This is a genomic window from Segatella copri, assembly GCF_002224675.1.
GTDB lineage: Bacteria > Bacteroidota > Bacteroidia > Bacteroidales > Bacteroidaceae > Prevotella > Prevotella copri_U.
On record NZ_NMPZ01000001.1, the window covers coordinates 227,250 to 245,771 of the forward strand.

An 18,522-nucleotide genomic window follows, 5' to 3' on the forward strand; every position below is an offset into this window, starting at 1 on the left:
ATTACTTGCTCTCCTCCTCAGCCTTCTTGGTCTCAGCAGCTGTAGGACCATAGTAGCCATAGTAAGCCTGGTAACGAGTGTAACCCCAGTTAGCCTGAGTCTTCTCTGGGTCGAGCTCCTTAGCCTTGTCGAGAACCTTGATAGCCTCCTGGTAAACCACCTTGCGGCCATTTGGATCCTGCAAGTTACCAGCCTTGCTGTTGTAGCAAGCACCGAGGTAAACCAAAACTACAACGTTGTCTTGCTTTGCGTCAAGAGCCTGCTTGAGGCACTTGATAGCATTGTCTGCATCATTCTTCTGGATATACATCATACCCTTGTTAGCGAGAGCAACGAAGTTCTTAGGATTCTTAGCGATAGCGCCATCCAAAAGCTCCATCTGCTCCTTCTCCATCTTCATAGAAGAATACATAGCGTTCAAACCATCAAGGATGACATCGTTAGTCTGATCCTTATCGAAGAGAGCCTTCAGCTTGTCAACATAAGCCAAAGAATCAGCCTTAGTCTTCAAACCATCCTTCATTACATAGAGCTTGAGGTTGAGAGCATCCTTAGCCTCCTTCTCGCTTGTCATAGCGATGTCGCAATACTTCTCGCAACGAGCAGCATCCTTAGCCTGATAAGCATAGCGAGCAGCGAAGAGAGCTACCTGACCGATATAATCCTTCTCAGCATCCTTCTGCTTAGCATCAATGCCAGCGAAGAGAGGATCAGAATCAGTATCGAGGAATGCACCCCAGTACTTCAACACCTCATCTGCCTTATTGTTCTGAGCTGCAGCCTGACCTGCGTTTACGAGCTGCTGACGTGCACCCCAAACACGTGATGCATTGCCATTGAACTTAGGAGCCACCTTACCCTTAGCGTTAGGAAGCTGATCGTACTTATAGCACTCAATAGCATTCATCAATGCATTGTAAGCACCCTCGTTCATAGCATTCTCATCCACTGGATCATTCTTCTTCATGATCTGATTGGTCTGCTGGATGCTCTGCTGGTCGTTGAAAGCCTTCATTCCGAGATCAACAAGCTTGTTGTAAGCCTTTGCCTTCTCAGCATCGTTAGCCAACTGACCCAAATTCTGCTTAACCAAAGCCTCAGCCTCAGCATAAGTCTTAGCCTTCAGCACTGCCTTGAGGGCATCGCTGTCTCCTGCGAATGCTGATGTGGTACCTAGTACCATCATTGCAGCAACGATTAACTTTTTCATTTTGTTTAAAGTTTAAAAAGTTGAAATTTATATTTTTTTACGCGTCTTCAATATAATGTGAACGAGCGTTCAGGATGTTACTCCTGAACGTTCTCGTCTTCTTGATTCTCCAACTCAGTTTCAGCCTCGACAACTTCTTCTGCTGTCTTGGCACCCACTGTGTCATTCTCAATCTCCTCGCTCTTCTTGGCCCAGGCAGAACGGCTCTCCTCCTCTACCGAAGCTTCAAGCTCTGAGCTCATCACCTTACATACGCTGGCAATGACATCATTTTTCTTTGTCAGATTGATGAGGCGAACACCCTGAGTTGCACGACCCATCACGCGGCAGTCTGCCACTGCAAGACGAATCACGATACCACTCTGGTTGATGATCATCAGGTCGTTTTCATCAGTAACGTTCTTGATAGCAACCAGACGACCGGTCTTTTCGGTGATGTTGAGTGTCTTCACACCCTTACCACCACGGTTGGTAACACGGTAATCAACTACGTCTGAACGCTTACCATAACCCTGCTCACTTACTACCATGACCGTCTCCTTCTCTGGATCATTGACTACAATCATACCAATCAATGCATCATCACCCTCATCGAGACGCATACCACGAACACCGGTAGAAGTACGTCCCATGGTGCGGATCTGATTCTCATCGAAGCGAACGGCACGACCATTGCGGTTAGCGAGAATCAACTCATTATGGCCATTGGTCAAGCGAACATCTACCACCTCATCGCCTTCAACGATATTGATGGCAATCACACCGTTGGCACGAGGACGAGAGTATGCTTCCAGACAGGTCTTCTTGACTGTACCATTCTTGGTAGCGAAGACTACATAGTGGCTATTGATGAACTCTGCATCATTCAATCCCTTCAATCGGAGGAATGCGTTTACCTGATCATCGCTCTCAATGTTGAGGAGGTTCTGGATTGCACGACCCTTGGAGTTGCGGTCGCCCTCTGGAATCTCGTAGCACTTCAACCAGTAGCAGCGGCCCTTCTTGGTGAAGAACAGCATCGTCTGGTGCATTGTTGCAGGATAGATATACTCGGTAAAGTCCTTATCACGGGTGCGGGCACCCTTGGCACCAACACCACCGCGAGCCTGCTCACGGAACTCTGACAATGGAGTACGCTTGATGTATCCGAGATGACTGACTGTGATAACCACAGGATCGTTTGGATAGAAGTCCTCTGGATTAAACTCGTGATCGTCTGGCTTGATCATAGTACGACGTGCATCGCCATACTTCTCCTTCACCTCATTGAGTTCATCCTTCATCACCTTCTTGCAAAGTTCTGGATCGTTCAAGATCTGGTTCAAGTAGTCGATGGTCTTCATCAACTCATTGAATTCATTGTGCAACTGCTCCAGGCGCAAGCCAGTTAACTGGCTGAGGCGCATGTCAACAATAGCCTTACTCTGCAGTTCGTCGAGTTCAAAACGCTTCTCCAAGTTGCGCTGAGCATCAGAAGGAGTCTTGCTGGCACGGATGATATGAACCACCTCATCAATATTATCGCAGGCGATAATCAATCCCTCGAGGATATGAGCACGCTCCTGTGCCTTCTTCAATTCAAACTGGGTACGACGGATTGTAACATCATGACGATGTTCAACGAAGTACTTCACGCATTCCTTCAAACTCAGAAGACGTGGACGGCCATTAACAAGAGCGATACAATTTACTGAGAAAGAGCTCTGAAGAGCTGTCAACTTGAAGAGTTTGTTCAAGAGAACATTAGCATTCGCATCACGCTTTACATCAACCACGATACGCATACCCTGGCGGCCAGACTCATCGTTAACATTGGCAATACCATCCACTCTGCCTTCCTTGGCAAGATCAGCAATAGCCATCACGAGCTGCTCCTTGTTGACACCATAAGGAATCTCGGTGATGACAATCTTATCATGATTTTCACCAGACTCGATTTCTGCAGTAGCACGTACCACGATTCTACCCTTACCGGTCTCGTAGGCATCCTTCACTCCCTGGATACCATAGATGGTAGCACCAGTAGGGAAATCAGGAGCAGGGATATACTGCATCAAGCCGTCTGTATCAATATCATTATTGTCGATGTAAGCACAGCAGCCATCAATTACTTCACCCAGGTTGTGGGTAGGAATATTGGTAGCCATACCTACAGCAATACCGTTACCGCCATTTACCAGCAGATTAGGTATCTTGGTAGGCATTACGGAAGGTTCCTGGAGTGTGTCGTCGAAGTTGTTCATCATATCAACGGTCTCCTTGTCGAGGTCGTCCATGATGTGCTCACCCATCTTGGAGAGTCGGCACTCTGTATAACGCATCGCTGCAGGAGAGTCGCCGTCCACAGAACCGAAGTTACCCTGTCCATCAATCAAAGTGTAACGCATGTTCCACTCCTGACCCATACGAACCAAGGCACCATACACAGAAAAGTCACCATGTGGGTGGTACTTACCAAGTACCTCACCAACTACGCGGGCACACTTCTTGTAAGGTTTATCACTGGTGTTTCCAATACCCAGCATACCATAGAGGATACGGCGGTGCACAGGCTTGAAACCATCGCGTACATCAGGGAGGGCACGAGCCACAATCACTGACATCGAATAGTCGATGTAGCTAGACTTCATCTCCTCCTCAATGTTTATTTTCATGATTCTATCATGATCCATTGTCTGATTTTCGTCCATATTTAAATTTTAATTGTTTATACCTTATTATATATATACCTATTTACCTTCTATTTTCAGGCGTTGACAGGTATTTGCCACCATCCAAGGGAGAAGCATCAGCGATTGCTTCCAACCAACCTCTCAAAAATGACTCGAAATTGCGTTTAAGGGCTTTTTCTTGCGTTTTAAGCCGTTTTAGCCTCTGCAAAATCACGACAAAGGTACAAAAATAAAATGAAATAAAAGGCATAGAATCGAAAAAAAACGATAATTTAGCATTAATTGTGTTTTAAAGAAGTAAAAAAGTTGCCTAAACTCTTGTTTGTTACCAAAATAATGTGTACTTTTGCATTTGAATTTAATGAGTAAGACATGCAAAATCCATTTCAACATATCAACGACGTACTCAACTACAGTGGCAAAGAAGCCTACCGTATGTTGGGAAATCAGGTGAACACTGAGCACCTGATGTTGGGAATCCTGCATTGTAACAACAAGCAGGTGAACGATATTTTCGAGCATTTTGGCATCAACACCGACGTACTCCGCTCCACGCTTTACGATTCGCAGGAACAGGCGATAGACAAAATCTCTGCTGAGGAAATTGCGGAAACAGAAGAAGGACGAGCCTTGAAGTACGACAAGGAGACCAGCGAAGTTATCAGCGAAGCCATTATCGAAGCTCGTCTCTGTGAGGGAAAGGCTGCTTTGGTACAACCGGAGCACCTGCTGCTCGCCATCCTGAAGAAGGATGAGTGCGACCCTGCCAAACTGCTCATCACACAAGGTCTGACCTATAAGAAACTGTTCGACTATATCAATGGTATCAACCTGGACATTGACAACAAACTTAATAAGTTGAACCAAGAAGTAGAGAACTACAAGCGCAATCAGATTGACGGGGATTCAGAACAGGAAGCTGTAGATGAAAAACCGGAAACAGAGACTGCGCCAGAGCAGGAACAAGAATCTGCCGAAGGCGACATCAACATGATTGACCTGCGAGATAAGCAACAGCTTCCAGAAAATCAGGAAGAAGCCGATACTTCTACCCTTCCTGACGGTGCAGCTTCAGCCCAGGACAGTCAGGGAGACCTGCTGGACCCAGAGGAGGAACCACTCGACTTCAGTGAAAATCAAAATTCCGACAACGGAAAGCTGGGTGGCAACAACGGCAAGAATGCACGCAATGTGGTGGGCGCCAAGCCAACTAAGTCGAATACTCCATATCTGGACAAGTTCAGCTACGATCTGACCAAGGCTGCCAAGGACGGAAGCCTGGATCCTGTAGTAGGAAGAGACAAGGAGATTACCCGCCTGATGGAGATTCTGGGAAGAAGAAAGAAAAACAACCCAGTATTAATAGGTGAACCTGGTGTTGGCAAAAGTGCCATCGTAGAAGGACTGGCACAGATGATTGCCAAGGGCGACCAGAGTTCCCTCTTCTTCAACAAGCGAGTATTGAGTCTCGATATGACAGGCATTGTTGCCGGCACCAAGTATAGAGGTCAGTTTGAGGAGCGCATCAAGGGCGTCATCAAGGAACTGGAGAGAAACCCGAACATCATCGTTTTCATCGATGAAATTCACACTTTGATTGGTGCGGGTGGCGCAGAAGGAAGTATGGATGCTGCCAACATCATGAAACCAGCTCTGGCACGTGGCTTCATCCAGTGCATCGGAGCCACCACCCTCAACGAATATCGCAAGAGTATTGAAAAGGATGGTGCTTTGGAGCGTAGATTCCAGAAGATCATCGTAGAACCTACTACTGCCGAAGAGACGCTGGAGATTCTGCATAACATCAAGGAGAAATACGAAGAGCATCATAATGTGAGCTACACAGACGAAGCACTGAAAGCATGTGTAAAGCTTGCTGACAGATACATGCACGACCGTTCCTTCCCAGATAAGGCCATTGATGTGATGGACGAGGCTGGCGCTCACATTCACATTAACAGTGCGACCGTCCCTGACGAACTCATAGAGGCTGAAAAGAAACTCAATGCAACCATCGCCAAAAAACAGGCTGCCGTGGCAAGCCAGAATTTCGAGATGGCTGCAACATTGAGAGACTACCAGACAAAGCAGGAACACGACATTGAGATGATGCGCAAGCAATGGGAGCATGGCGATCCGAACCACCGTGTCACCCTAGACGAAACGGAAATCGCCAAGGTAGTAAGCAACATGACAGGCATCCCTGTCCAGCAAATGGCAGAGAGCGATAATATTCGGCTGAGAAATATGGGCAAGGTACTCAAGGAAAAAGTGATTGCCCAGGACGCTGCCATCGACAAGGTTGTGAAATCCATCCAGCGCAACCGCATGGGACTGAAAGACCCTAACCACCCTATCGGTGTGTTTATGTTCCTTGGTCCTACAGGTGTTGGAAAGACCTACCTCGCCAAGAAACTGGCAGAAGAGATGTTCGGTTCGGCAGATGCACTCTTCAGAATCGACATGAGCGAGTATGCTGAAGGATTCAACACTTCACGCCTCATCGGTTCGCCTCCAGGATACGTTGGCTATGATGAAGGTGGACAGTTGACAGAGAAAGTACGCCGCAAACCATACAGCATCGTTCTGCTGGATGAGATAGAGAAGGCAAACAGCCAGGTGTTCAATCTCCTGCTGCAGGTAATGGATGAAGGAAGACTGACAGATGGAAACGGTCGTCTGATAGACTTCCGTAACACCATCATCATCATGACCTCCAACGCCGGTACCCGACAGCTCAAGGAATTCGGCAGAGGCGTAGGTTTCAATGCAGGCGGAATCGGCAGCAACGGGATGCCTATCGACGAAAAGGATAAGGAATATGCTCGCAGCGTCATTCAGAAGCATCTGTCCAAGCAGTTTGCTCCGGAATTTCTCAACCGTCTCGATGAGATTATCACCTTCGACCAGCTCGATTTGCCTGCTATCACCAGCATCGTAGATCTGGAGCTGAAATCTCTCGTAAAGCGAATTGAGAATCTGGGCTATCATTTCCAGATGACCGACAAGGCAAAGGAATTCGTGGCCAGCAAGGGATACGATGTGCAGTTTGGTGCCCGACCATTGAAGCGGGCTATTCAGAACTACGTGGAGGACGGACTCTGCGAGCTGCTGATGGAAGGTAACCTGAAGCCAGGAGCCACCATCAGCATCGGAAAGAATCCGAAGAAAGACGAATTGACTTTCAAAAATATGATAAAAGATTAATTTGGTATAGATATTTTTACTTATGGGAGCTTGTCTGTAAAGGCAGGCCCCATTTTTTTGTTAATGATAGTTAACCGGAAGAAAACTCTTCACAAATTATTTTCTCAATTAGAAAATTTTGGTTACCTTTGCATTCACTTAAAGAGAAAAGCCATGATGGCTCAGTTGGTAGAGCAACGCATTCGTAATGCGTGGGTCGCGGGTTCGAGTCCCGCTCGTGGCTCTCTTTTCTTCAGCAAGCCGTGCTTGCATCTCCCTCCAAAAGTTTTTTGTCTGCGAGATTAGCACATCGGTAGTGCACGGGCTTCCCAAGCCTGTGAGGCGGGTTCGACTCCCGTATCTCGCTCCATCTTCGATATAAGATACCGATATTTTTTATACCTTTGCATCAGATTTCAGAAAGATAAGAATTTCTTTTCTAATAGGTACGGTTCCTTTTTAATTAGGTTCAAATTCCTTTTCAGAAAGATTTAGGTATCGAGAAAGAAATAGATGATATTCTATTATGAAACTAACGAATATAACAAATAACAAACAATATAAACAGATCATGAAAGAGCTTTGGACTACTGGCGACACCCAGAAGGTAGCAGAGGGCGTACTCGGCTTCGACTACATCTGGCAATACCAATTGAAAAGACAATATAAATAGGTATTATTAGAAGGTAAAAAGATAACGTAAAGTCCGGTAAGGCAAGCGAAAGCTTGATTCTTACCGGACTATTTTTTTTTGAAATGGTCTGATGCTTAAGATAAATTAAAGCCAATAGCTTCTTAAGATAAATAAAGCCAATAGATGGCTGCAAGAACAGCTACGAGAATAACTCCCACCACCGTTTTGACCAAACAGGTTGCAACCTTCTTCAGGATAAAGAGACCAACAACCAGCGCCACCAGGGCAAAAGCATAATAAAGGAAATCATTATCCATTCCGTCCCTCCTTTCTGAATGGCTTGCGGTTTGCCTCCTTAGGATTTCGGCCTCTTTCATCGAAAGGTCTGTTGTCTTCCTTCATCGCCCTGACGAATTCATTTGGAATCGGAGTTTCGAATTCCATTGGCTGATGGGTTACCGGATGATAGAAGCAGAGAACATAGGCGTGCAGGCAAAGGCGACCACATGGATCATCACCATTACCATACTTGATGTCTCCACATACAGGATGACCCATATCGGCTGTATGAACACGAATCTGGTTCTTACGGCCTGTCTCCAACTTATACTCTACCAGAGAATGCGCTGTGGTTCGTTGCAGGGTATGGAAATGGGTAACAGCATACTTGCCACCATTGTCAGTATCACTGGCAAAGGTAATGTACGCCTTGTTGTCCTTCAACCAGTTGGCAACCGTACCTTCATCTTCCTCCATCTCTCCAGAAACCAGCGCCACGTATCGGCGGTCATATACATTATGGTGCCAGTCGTCTTCCAGGGCAAGTTCTGTCTGCTTGTCCTTGGCGTAAATCATCAAGCCCGAAGTATCTCGGTCAAGGCGGTGCACCACGTGAGCCTGACAGTTCTGACGGGTCTTGTGGAAGTAATCATCCAATACGCTCTTTACATTCAGGGTAGAATGACCGGCAGCCATACTGAGAATGCCCACGTTCTTTTCGATGACGATAAGATAACGATCCTCATAGACAATCTTAAGATAACGGCTCTTGAAGACATCCTGGTTCTTCTTGGTCTTGCTCACGCTCACCTTCATACCAGGTTTCAGGGCATAGTCAAACTGGGTGATGGTTTTGCCATCCACCTTGATTCCCCTGCCCTGCAGAGTCTGCTTCACCTTGGTCTTACTAGGACCTTTCACGTTTTCCATCAGCCATTCCAGCAACTGCGCAGGCTTCTCCACCCTGTAGTGGTCGTATTCATTGGGATTTCCGTAGCCATAAGCATTGTTGGTGTGCTTACTAAAATTTCCTTTTCTATTTTGTTGTCTCATGTTCTAAAACCAATTTCGTGTTTTGGATTCATCTTATGTTCTTAACACTCAAACCGAAGAATCAGCCCCTATTGGCGCCAATTCAGCCTACAAAAGTAAGACTTTTCTGCAAAATAACAAAGAGTAGCCCAGTTTTTAACTAAAAATTAGTAACTTTTGCCAATAAAACATTGATATACAAATAATTTTTCGTACCTTTGCACCCAAATAAAGATAAAATCAGATAAAAAGATATTTAGAAATAAGGAATGATTACAGTAACAAATCTTGCAATTCAATTCGGTAAGCGAGTGCTTTACAAAGATGTAAACCTCAAGTTCACACATGGTAATATTTACGGCGTAATCGGTGCCAACGGTGCCGGTAAGTCAACTCTCCTCCGCGCCATCAGCGGCGATTTGGAGCCAAACAAGGGTACAGTGGAGATGGGGCCAGGCGAGCGCCTTTCCGTTTTGGAGCAGGACCACTTCAAGTATGACGAGTTCCGCGTGATGGACACAGTTCTGATGGGTCATCAGCCTTTGTGGGAAAACATGAAGGAGCGCGAGCGCCTCTACTCTAAGCCAGAGATGACAGAAGAGGATGGTAACCTCGCTGCTGAGCTGGAGCTTAAGTTTGCCGAGATGAACGGTTGGGAGGCTGAGAGCAATGCTGCCCAGTTGCTTCAGAACCTTGGCGTAAAGGAAGATCGCCACGACAAGCTCGTAGGTGAGCTTTCCAACACAGAGAAGGTGCGCGTAATGCTGGCGAAGGCTCTCTTCGGTAACCCAGACAACCTCCTCCTCGATGAGCCTACCAACGACCTCGACCTCGACACCGTAGAGTGGCTGGAGGAATACCTCAGCAATATCGAGCAGACTGTCCTCGTGGTTTCTCACGACCGTCACTTCCTCGACGCTGTCAGCACACAGACCGTGGACATCGACTTTGGTAAGGTAACTATGTTTGCCGGTAACTACTCTTTCTGGTACGAGAGTTCTCAGTTGGCTCTCCGTCAGGCTCAGAACCAGAAGATGAAGGCCGAGGAGAAGAAGAAGCAGCTGGAGGAGTTCATCCGCCGATTCTCTGCCAATGTGGCTAAGAGTAAGCAGACCACATCCCGCAAGAAAATGTTGGAGAAGCTTAATGTTGAGGAAATCCGCCCATCTAGCCGTAAGTACCCAGGCATCATCTTCCAGATGGACCGTGAACCAGGTAATCAGATCCTGGAGGTTGAAGGTCTGAAGGCTTGCGATGAGGACGGAACAGTTCTCTTCGACAATGTAAACTTCAATATCGAGAAGGGTGAGAAGGTAGTATTCCTCTCTCACAACCCTAAGGCGATGACAGCCCTCTTCGAGATTATCAACGGCAACCGCAAGGCTGACGCAGGTGAATATAAGTGGGGTATTACCATCACAACAGCCTATCTCCCACTCGACAATACAGAATTCTTCCAGAGCGACATGAACCTCGTAGATTGGTTGAGCCAGTATGGTCCAGGCAACGAGGTGGCCATGAAGGGTTACTTAGGTAGAATGCTCTTCAGCGGTGAGGAAGTACTGAAGAAGGTGAACGTGCTCTCAGGAGGTGAGAAGATGAGATGTATGATTGCCCGCATGCAGTTGCAGAACGCCAACTGTCTGATTCTCGATACTCCAACCAACCACTTGGACTTGGAGAGTATCCAGGCATTCAACAACAACCTGGTAGCATTCAAGGGTAATGTACTCTTCGCCAGCCACGACCACGAGTTCATCAACACCGTGGCAAACCGTATCATTGAGCTCACTCCTTCTGGAACCATCGACAAGCTGATGTCTTATGATGAGTACATCTACGATGAGGCTATCAAGGAGCAGAAGGCTAAAATGTACGGAGTACAATAATAATAGAAAACCATATTAATTCATTTAGTTTTATACAAGTGCCAATTCGATGAGAATCGAGTTGGCACACTTTTTGTCAAAACAACCAACAAAAGAATAATCATGTTTAAAAAATTTAAGGCTATGTCAAAAGAAAAGAAAATTAATATAGAGGACGGTAACGCAAAGGAACAGGTTCTCAATGAGAATGCAGAACAGAACGCTACCCAGAATAACGATAACGTAGAGAATAAGACTGATGAGCAGAATGCTGAAAAGACTGACACAAAGTCGGCTGACACTGACAGTCAGGCAGAGAATACTGACAATGCGGCAGACAAGGCAGAAGTTGACCCTCTGAAGAAGGCTCAGCAGGAAGTAGAAGAGCTCAAGAAGGCTTTGCTTTACAAGACTGCCGAGTTTGAGAACTACCGCAAGCGCACCATGAAGGAGAAGACAGAACTGATTCTCAATGGTGGCGAGAAGACCATCTCTGCCATCCTTCCTGTCCTCGACGACTTTGAGCGCGCACTCGCCGACAAGAGCGAAGATCCTAAGGCTATCAAGGAAGGTGTACAGATGATTTTCAACAAGTTCATCAAGACACTTGAAGGTCTCGGCGTGAAGAAGATTGAGACTGCTGACAAGGATTTCGATGTAGATTTCCACGAGGCAATCGCTATGGTACCAGGAATGGGCGATGACAAGAAGGGTAAGGTAATCGACTGCGTACAGACTGGTTACACCCTCAATGACAAGGTGATTCGTCACGCTAAAGTAGCAGTAGGTCAATAAAAATATAGAGAAAAATGGCAAAGAGAGACTATTACGAGGTGCTGGGCGTAGATAAGCAGGCATCAGAAGACGAAATTAAGAAGGCTTACCGCAAGATAGCCATCAAATATCATCCAGACCGCAACCCTGGCAACAAGGAGGCTGAGGAAAAATTCAAGGAAGCTGCCGAAGCATACGAGGTTCTTCACGACCCTCAGAAGCGCCAGCAGTACGATCAGTTTGGATTCAACGGTCCTCAGGGAGGATTTGGCGGTTTCGGCGGTGGCGCAGGCATGGACATGAACGACATCTTCTCGATGTTTGGCGACATCTTCGGCGGTCACGGTGGATTCGGTGGCGGTTTCGGCGGATTTGGCGGAAGTGCCCAGCCACAGCAGTACCAGGGTAGAGACTTGCGCGTACAGGCTAAGCTTACTTTGGAAGAGGCTTACGCAGGTTGCACCAAGAAGTTCAAGATTCGCAAGGACGTTCCATGTTCTTCTTGCCATGGTACAGGATGTGAGAGTGGTTCTCAGCCAGAGACCTGCCCTACCTGTCACGGAACAGGTTACACTGTTCGCACCGTCCGTTCTATGTTCGGTACCATGCAGACCCAGGCTGCCTGCCCTACTTGCGGCGGCGAAGGTCACATTATCAAGAACAAGTGTAAAGCTTGCGGCGGCGACGGAATCGTAACTGGCGAGGAGGTTGTAGAGATCAACATCCCAGCTGGTGTTGATGACGGAATGGTTGTAACAGTTCCAGGAAAGGGAGGCGCTGGTAAGCACAATGGCGTAAACGGCGATCTTCAGGTGATTGTACGTGTAGAAAAGAACGAGAACTTTGAGCGTAAGGACAAGGATCTCTACTACAATCTCGTACTCGACTTCTCTACAGCCGTTCTCGGTGGTGAGGTAGAAATCCCAACATTGGAGGGAAAGACTACCATCAAGATTGAACCGGGCACCCAGCCGGGCAAACAGGTTCGCCTTCGTGGCAAGGGAATGCCAGCCATCCAGGGATACGGTTACGGAAAAGGAGACATCATCGTGAATATCACTGTCTATATTCCTAAGACTCTGAACAAGGAGGAGAAGGAACTGGTGAAGAAGTTCAAGGAGTGCGAGAACTTCCAGGCCGACAAGGCTACCAAGAAGTCTCTCTTCGACAGCATCAAGAATCTCTTCAATAAATAACTCTCTCCCATCATGAGGAGAAAGTGATTTCTAGAGAACAATATTTTTCTAGACAAACAAAAGATTACTGGCAATCTCAATCATTGGCTGACGCCGGTGTTGGGATTGCCTCTTTTTGTTTATACACATTATTATATATATAGGAAATGAATTATCAAGAAACAATAGAATATCTCTTCAACAGTACTCCTGTCTTTGAGAAAATCGGAGCGAAGGCTTACAAGCCAGGTTTGCAGACCACATTCGCCCTGGATGATCACTTCGGTCATCCTCATCAGAAGTACAAGACCATCCACATTGCCGGAACCAACGGCAAAGGCTCCTGCTCCCATACCCTTGCTGCTATTCTTCAGAGCCAGGGTTACAAGGTAGGACTCTACACCTCTCCCCATCTGGTAGATTTCAGAGAACGTATCCGAGTGAACGGCGAATGCGTTCCGGAGCAGTATGTCATTGACTTCGTTGAAGAGAACCGTGCCTTCTTCGAACCACTTCATCCATCCTTCTTCGAACTCACCACTGCCATGGCACTGAAATACTTTGCAGAGCAGAAGGTGGATTATGCGGTCATCGAGGTGGGACTGGGCGGAAGACTCGACTGCACCAACATCATCACCCCAATCCTTTCCATCATCACCAACATCAGCTTCGACCACACCCAGTTCCTGGGCAACACCCTTGCCGAGATTGCCGGAGAAAAGGCAGGAATCATCAAGCCTGGCGTTCCGGTAGTCATTGGAGAATACCTCCCGGAGACCCGACCAGTATTCGAAAACAAGGCGAAATCTGAGAATGCACCGATTCTTTTCGCCCAGGACTTTGATGTAACCCGTCTGGAAAGCAGCGAAATCTGCGATGTAGATATGGAGCTCAAGGGTTCCTATCAGGAGTGCAACAAGAAGACAATCCTGACTGCACTTCATATACTGCGCCAGAAACTCGCCATCAGTGATGAAGCCATCCGTGAAGGATTCGCCCACGTATGCGAACTGACTGGTCTGCGCGGAAGATGGGAAAAGCTCAATGATGCTCCCCTCACCATCTGCGATACGGGCCATAATCTCGCCGGCTGGAACTACCTTGCACCGCAGATCAACTCCGTAAAAGCCGAGACCAAGCACATCGTTTTCGGCATGGTGGATGACAAAGATGTGGTGCACGTATTACAACTATTGAAGGAAAAGCTGGAAAATCGGGTAAAGTACTACTGGACGCAGCCTTCTACCAAAAGAGCCATCCCTGTAGAGAAATTGAGTGAATTTGCATTAAAGTTAGGCTTACACGGAGAGATATATCATTCTGTAAAAGAAGCATATAACGCTGCTCTAAAAAATGCAGAAAAAGACGATTTTGTCTTCGTTGGCGGTTCAAGTTATGTAGTGGCAGATTTGCTCTCCTAGAAATTTTTAGTTTTTTTAAATCAAATAATTGCTAAATAATTTGTCACATTCATTTTTTTTAGTTACTTTGCAGTAGATTACTTTAGAACTCTAAAGTAGAGTAACTAAAAAAATGACATATTATGAATACAGAACCAGTTAACAAGTGTGGTTTGAAAAGAGAAGATTTTCAGACCACAGTACAGGGAAAGAAGACTGATCTCTTCGTGTTGAGAAACAATCAGGGCAACGAGGTTGCTGTGACGAACTATGGTGGTGCTGTTGTAGCTATCATGATGCCAGACAAGGACGGTAACTATGCCAACCTCGTTCAGGGTCACGACAACATCCAGGACGTCATCAACTCACCTGAGCCTTTCTTGAGCGTCCTCATCGGTCGATACGGTAACCGTATTAAAGAGGGTAAGTTCACTCTTCATGGCAAGGAGTACCAGTTAGCATGCAACGATGGCAAGAACCACTTGCATGGAGGTCCTACAGGATTCCACGCACATGTTTGGGATGCTACCCGCATGAGCGACAACGCAGTCGTTCTGAAGTACACCAGCCCATACGGCGAGGAAGGTTTCTCAGGAGAATTGACCGTCTGGGTGGCTTATACCTTGACAGACGACAATGAGTTCGTCATCAAGTATCAGGCAACCACCAACAAGATGACCATCTGCAACCTCACTCACCATGCATTCTTCTCAATCCAGGGTATTGCTAACCCTACCCCAACAGTTGACAACATCATCTGTCAGGTTAACGCAGACTACTATCTCCCTATAGATGAGACATCTATCCCTACAGGTGAGATCTTGAAGGTAGAGGGTACTCCATTCGATTTCCGCACTCCAAAGCCAATCGGACAGGACATCAATGCAGATGATGAACAGATTAAGAATGGTTCTGGTTACGACCATAACTATGTATTGAACAAGAAGGAAGAGGGCGAGTTGAGCTTTGCTGCTCGCATCAAGGATCCTGTAAGCTGCCGCACCATGGAGGTTTACACCACAGAGCCAGGTCTGCAGATGTACACAGGTAACTTCCTGGCAGGCATCAAGGGTCAGCATGGTGCAACCTTCCCACGCCGCAGCGCAGTATGCTTCGAGGCACAGAAGTTCCCAGACACACCTAACCACCCTTACTTCCCAAGCTGCAAATTGTGTCCAGGTGAGACCTACACCCAGAAGACCATCTATAAGTTTGGTGTAGAGAAATAAGATAAATCACTAATAATCAGATAGGAGTTGCTGCCTCTGAAAGAGAACTTCAAGGCAGCCACTCCTTTTTGCGGTAAAATTCTGACTAGAATAAACATTAAATAATAACAATATCAACTATCAAGTTTAAACAATGGAACAAAACAATGGAAACAACAACGGTCGTGTCATTGCAATCATCACGATGTGTTTTATCTTTGCAATGATCTCGTTCGTAACTAACATGGGAGCACCTTTTGGCAACATCTGGGGCTTCAAGTACTCTTGGGCAGCCATGATGGGTAACTTCATGAACTTCGCCGCTTACCTCTTTATGGGTATTCCCGCAGGTAAGATGATCGAAAACAAGGGTTACAAGAAAACAGCTCTCATCGCACTTGCAGTCGGTACAATCGGTTTGATGATCCAGTACTTATCAAGCATCTTCGGTGACGACATCCCAGTATTCACACTCAGCTCTGGCGCAGTTTGCCTCAACCTCATCATTTATCTGTTGGGTGCATTCATCTGCGGTTTCTGCGTATGTATGCTTAACACGGTGGTAAACCCAATGTTGAACTTGCTCGGTGGCGGTGGTAACCGTGGTAACCAGCTCATTCAGATTGGTGGTACATTGAACTCATTGAGTGGTACTCTTACCCCATTGTTGGCAGGTGTGCTCGTAGGTACTGTTACAGCCAACACCAGTATGAGCGACGTTGCCCCTCTCCTCTTCATCGGTATGGCAGTATTCATCGCAGCCTTCTTCATCATCTGGTTCGTAGCTATTCCTGAGCCAAACATCAAGAAGGAAAACGTGCAGTACGACCACAGTCCTTGGTCTTTCCGTCACTGCGTACTCGGTGTCATCGGTATCTTCTTCTATGTAGGTGTTGAGATTGGTATTCCTGCTCAGCTTATCTTCTACATCAGTAGCATGGACTTCACAGGTGCAGCTTCTGTAGGTGGTGCTTTCGCAGCGGTTTACTGGTTGCTTATGATGTGCGGCCGATTCCTCAGCTCATTCATCAGCGGTGCCGTTTCTACCAAGACACAGATGACAGTAGTATCAACAGTAGCTATCCTCCTGTTGCTCACAGCCATCTTCTTGCCTGAGGCAAACACATTGAACTTCTCTTTGGCAGGTGATTCAGAGATTGCAAGCCTTCTCAAGCTCGACGACCACGGTACTGGCGTTGTAGCATTTACAATCCCTACCAAGTGTGTGCTCATCGCCATCTGCGGTTTGTGTACTTCTATCATGTGGGGTGGCATCTTCAACCTTGCTGTAGAGGGTCTTGGCAAATACACAGCTCAGGCATCAGGTATCTTCATGATGATGGTAGTTGGTGGTGGTGTAATGCCTCTCATCCAGGATGCAGTTGCTAAGGCTGCTGGCCCTATCGCATCTTACTGGGTTATCATCGCCATGATCGCATACATTCTTTTCTATGCGCTCGCAGGTTGCAAGAATGTCAACAAGGACATCCCTGTAGAGTAAATTCCGGAAAATCCTATTCCCGGGTGAAGCAAAACTTGATTTATCCGGGAATAACTAATTTATAATCAAATCTTTAATAATAACTTTTTAAACAACAACTATTATGGATATCGAAAAAGTAAGAAGCCGTTTCATCAAGCACTTTGATGGCAAAACAGGTAACATCTATATGTCACCAGGTCGTATTAACCTGATTGGCGAACACACAGATTATAATGGTGGATTCGTATTCCCAGGTGCAGTAGATAAGGGCATTATGGCTGAAATCCGTCCTAACGGAACAGAGACAGTGATGCTCTACTCTATCGACTTGAAGGACCGTGTAGAGTTCAAGGTAAACGACCCTGAGGGTCCTCGCGCATCTTGGGCACGCTACATCTACGGTATCTGCCAGGAGATGAAGGCGCTGGGTGTTGATGTAAAGGGCTTCAATGCTGCATTCTATGGCGACGTGCCTCTCGGTGCAGGTATGTCTTCTTCTGCTGCTCTTGAGAGCTGCTTCGCTTTCGCTTTGAACGATCTCTTCGGTGACAACAAGGTTTCTAAGTGGGATCTCGTTCTCGCTGGTCAGGCTACTGAGCACAAGTACGTAGGTGTAAACTGCGGTATTATGGACCAGTTTGCTTCTGTATTCGGCAAGGAGGGCAAGTTGATGCGTCTCGACTGCAACAGCCGTGAGTTTGAGTACTTCCCATTCGAGCCTAAGGGTTACAAGCTCTGCCTGGTTAACTCTAAGGTTAAGCACGAGTTGGCTGGCTCTCCATACAACGACCGCCGCAACTCTTGCGAGAACGTGGTTAAGCACATCGCTGCCAAGCACCCAGAGGCTAAGTTCGAGACTCTCCGCGATTGCACATGGGAGCAGTTGGAAGAGGTTCGCGCTGAGGTAGGCGAAGAGGATTACAGCCGCGCTCACTTCGTATTGGGCGAGAAGGACCGCGTATTGGCAGTCTGCGATGCTCTTCAGAAGGGTGACTACGAGACTGTAGGCCAGAAGATGTATGAGACTCACCACGGTTTGAGCAAGGAATACGAGGTAAGCTGCGAGGAGCTCGACTTCTTGAACGATGTTGCCAAGGAGAATGGTGTTACTGGTAGCCGTATCATGGGTGGTGGCTTCGGTGGCTGCACCATCAACTTGGTTAAGGACGACATCTACGACAAGTTCGTTGAGGATGTTACAGCTAAGTTCACTGCTAAGTATGGTCACGCACCTGAGGTTTATCCAGTAGTTATCTCTGAGGGTTCTCACAAGGTTTGCTAATAGATACACATTATTAATTATAATATAAAGGAACTGCAGTTGGTGTTTGCCAGCTGCAGTTTTTTTCGTTATAAGATATTGTCACGACTTGAAAGCTTTTGCCCTTTCAGGGCGACAGGCTTGCATCCACAGTAACCCAGGGCGTTGCCCTGGGCTAGGAGCTTCTGCCCTTTCAGGGCGTGCTGGTTCAGGAGTTTTGGGGCGAAAATCAAACATGGATTGCAAAAAACGATAATGACCGGAAATGACAATGACCGAAATCAACCATTGATTGAAAAATGAAAATGACCGAAAATGACCATGACCGGAAATGACCGGA

Annotated in this window: 11 protein-coding genes, 2 tRNA genes and 1 pseudogene; 10 read left to right on the forward strand and 4 right to left on the reverse strand. The window is 46.8% G+C overall.

Features of this window, described 5'->3' with window-relative positions; genetic code table 11:
* Position 1 precedes the first annotated feature (1 nt).
* Positions 2 to 1,210, reverse strand: coding sequence for a hypothetical protein (locus CFT61_RS00945; protein WP_089542622.1), 1,209 nt, complete (start codon positions 1,208 to 1,210; stop codon positions 2 to 4).
* Between the two features lie 77 nt (positions 1,211 to 1,287).
* Entirely contained in the window at positions 1,288 to 3,900 is a 2,613-nt protein-coding gene (gyrA, locus tag CFT61_RS00950) for a DNA gyrase subunit A (RefSeq protein WP_089542623.1), read from the reverse strand.
* Between the two features lie 354 nt (positions 3,901 to 4,254).
* On the opposite strand from gyrA, the gene CFT61_RS00955 reads away from it, so the two are divergent.
* The 3 genes from CFT61_RS00955 (at position 4,255) to CFT61_RS00965 (ending at position 7,438) form a co-directional block, all read left to right on the forward strand.
* Complete coding sequence (locus CFT61_RS00955) at positions 4,255 to 7,089, forward strand: ATP-dependent Clp protease ATP-binding subunit (RefSeq protein WP_089542624.1); 2,835 nt, start codon at positions 4,255 to 4,257, stop codon at positions 7,087 to 7,089.
* A gap of 150 nt (positions 7,090 to 7,239) precedes the next feature.
* A tRNA-Thr gene (locus tag CFT61_RS00960) sits at positions 7,240 to 7,312 on the forward strand.
* 52 nt (positions 7,313 to 7,364) lie between these two features.
* A tRNA-Gly gene (locus CFT61_RS00965) sits at positions 7,365 to 7,438 on the forward strand.
* Between the two features lie 425 nt (positions 7,439 to 7,863).
* Here CFT61_RS00965 and CFT61_RS00970 read toward each other — a convergent pair.
* Together CFT61_RS00970 and CFT61_RS00975 are read right to left on the reverse strand one after the other, a co-directional pair.
* Positions 7,864 to 8,019 carry a sulfate transporter gene (locus CFT61_RS00970; protein WP_089542625.1) on the reverse strand — a complete coding sequence of 52 codons (156 nt, stop codon included), beginning with the start codon at positions 8,017 to 8,019 and terminating at the stop codon, positions 7,864 to 7,866.
* Positions 8,020 to 8,098: 79 nt separating this feature from the next.
* A pseudogene (locus tag CFT61_RS00975) lies at positions 8,099 to 9,034 on the reverse strand (RluA family pseudouridine synthase); the annotation flags it as partial.
* 248 nt (positions 9,035 to 9,282) lie between these two features.
* On the opposite strand from CFT61_RS00975, the gene CFT61_RS00980 reads away from it, so the two are divergent.
* From CFT61_RS00980 to galK, 7 genes are all read left to right on the forward strand, one after another.
* A complete protein-coding gene (locus tag CFT61_RS00980; RefSeq protein ID WP_089542626.1) occupies positions 9,283 to 10,902 on the forward strand; it encodes an ABC-F family ATP-binding cassette domain-containing protein in 1,620 nt (539 codons plus the stop codon).
* A gap of 123 nt (positions 10,903 to 11,025) precedes the next feature.
* Positions 11,026 to 11,676, forward strand: coding sequence for a nucleotide exchange factor GrpE (locus tag CFT61_RS00985; RefSeq protein WP_089542627.1), 651 nt, complete (start codon positions 11,026 to 11,028; stop codon positions 11,674 to 11,676).
* A 14-nt stretch (positions 11,677 to 11,690) separates the two neighbouring features.
* Positions 11,691 to 12,851, forward strand: coding sequence for a molecular chaperone DnaJ (dnaJ, locus tag CFT61_RS00990; RefSeq protein WP_089542628.1), 1,161 nt, complete (start codon positions 11,691 to 11,693; stop codon positions 12,849 to 12,851).
* Positions 12,852 to 12,997: 146 nt separating this feature from the next.
* Complete coding sequence (locus CFT61_RS00995; RefSeq protein ID WP_089542629.1) at positions 12,998 to 14,251, forward strand: bifunctional folylpolyglutamate synthase/dihydrofolate synthase; 1,254 nt, start codon at positions 12,998 to 13,000, stop codon at positions 14,249 to 14,251.
* Positions 14,252 to 14,373: 122 nt separating this feature from the next.
* Entirely contained in the window at positions 14,374 to 15,459 is a 1,086-nt protein-coding gene (locus CFT61_RS01000; RefSeq protein ID WP_245398453.1) for an aldose epimerase family protein, read from the forward strand.
* 133 nt (positions 15,460 to 15,592) lie between these two features.
* On the forward strand, positions 15,593 to 16,939 hold the full coding sequence (locus CFT61_RS01005) for an MFS transporter (protein WP_089542631.1): 1,347 nt from the start codon (positions 15,593 to 15,595) through the stop codon (positions 16,937 to 16,939).
* A gap of 103 nt (positions 16,940 to 17,042) precedes the next feature.
* Complete coding sequence (galK, locus tag CFT61_RS01010; protein WP_089542632.1) at positions 17,043 to 18,203, forward strand: galactokinase; 1,161 nt, start codon at positions 17,043 to 17,045, stop codon at positions 18,201 to 18,203.
* Positions 18,204 to 18,522: the final 319 nt, after the last annotated feature.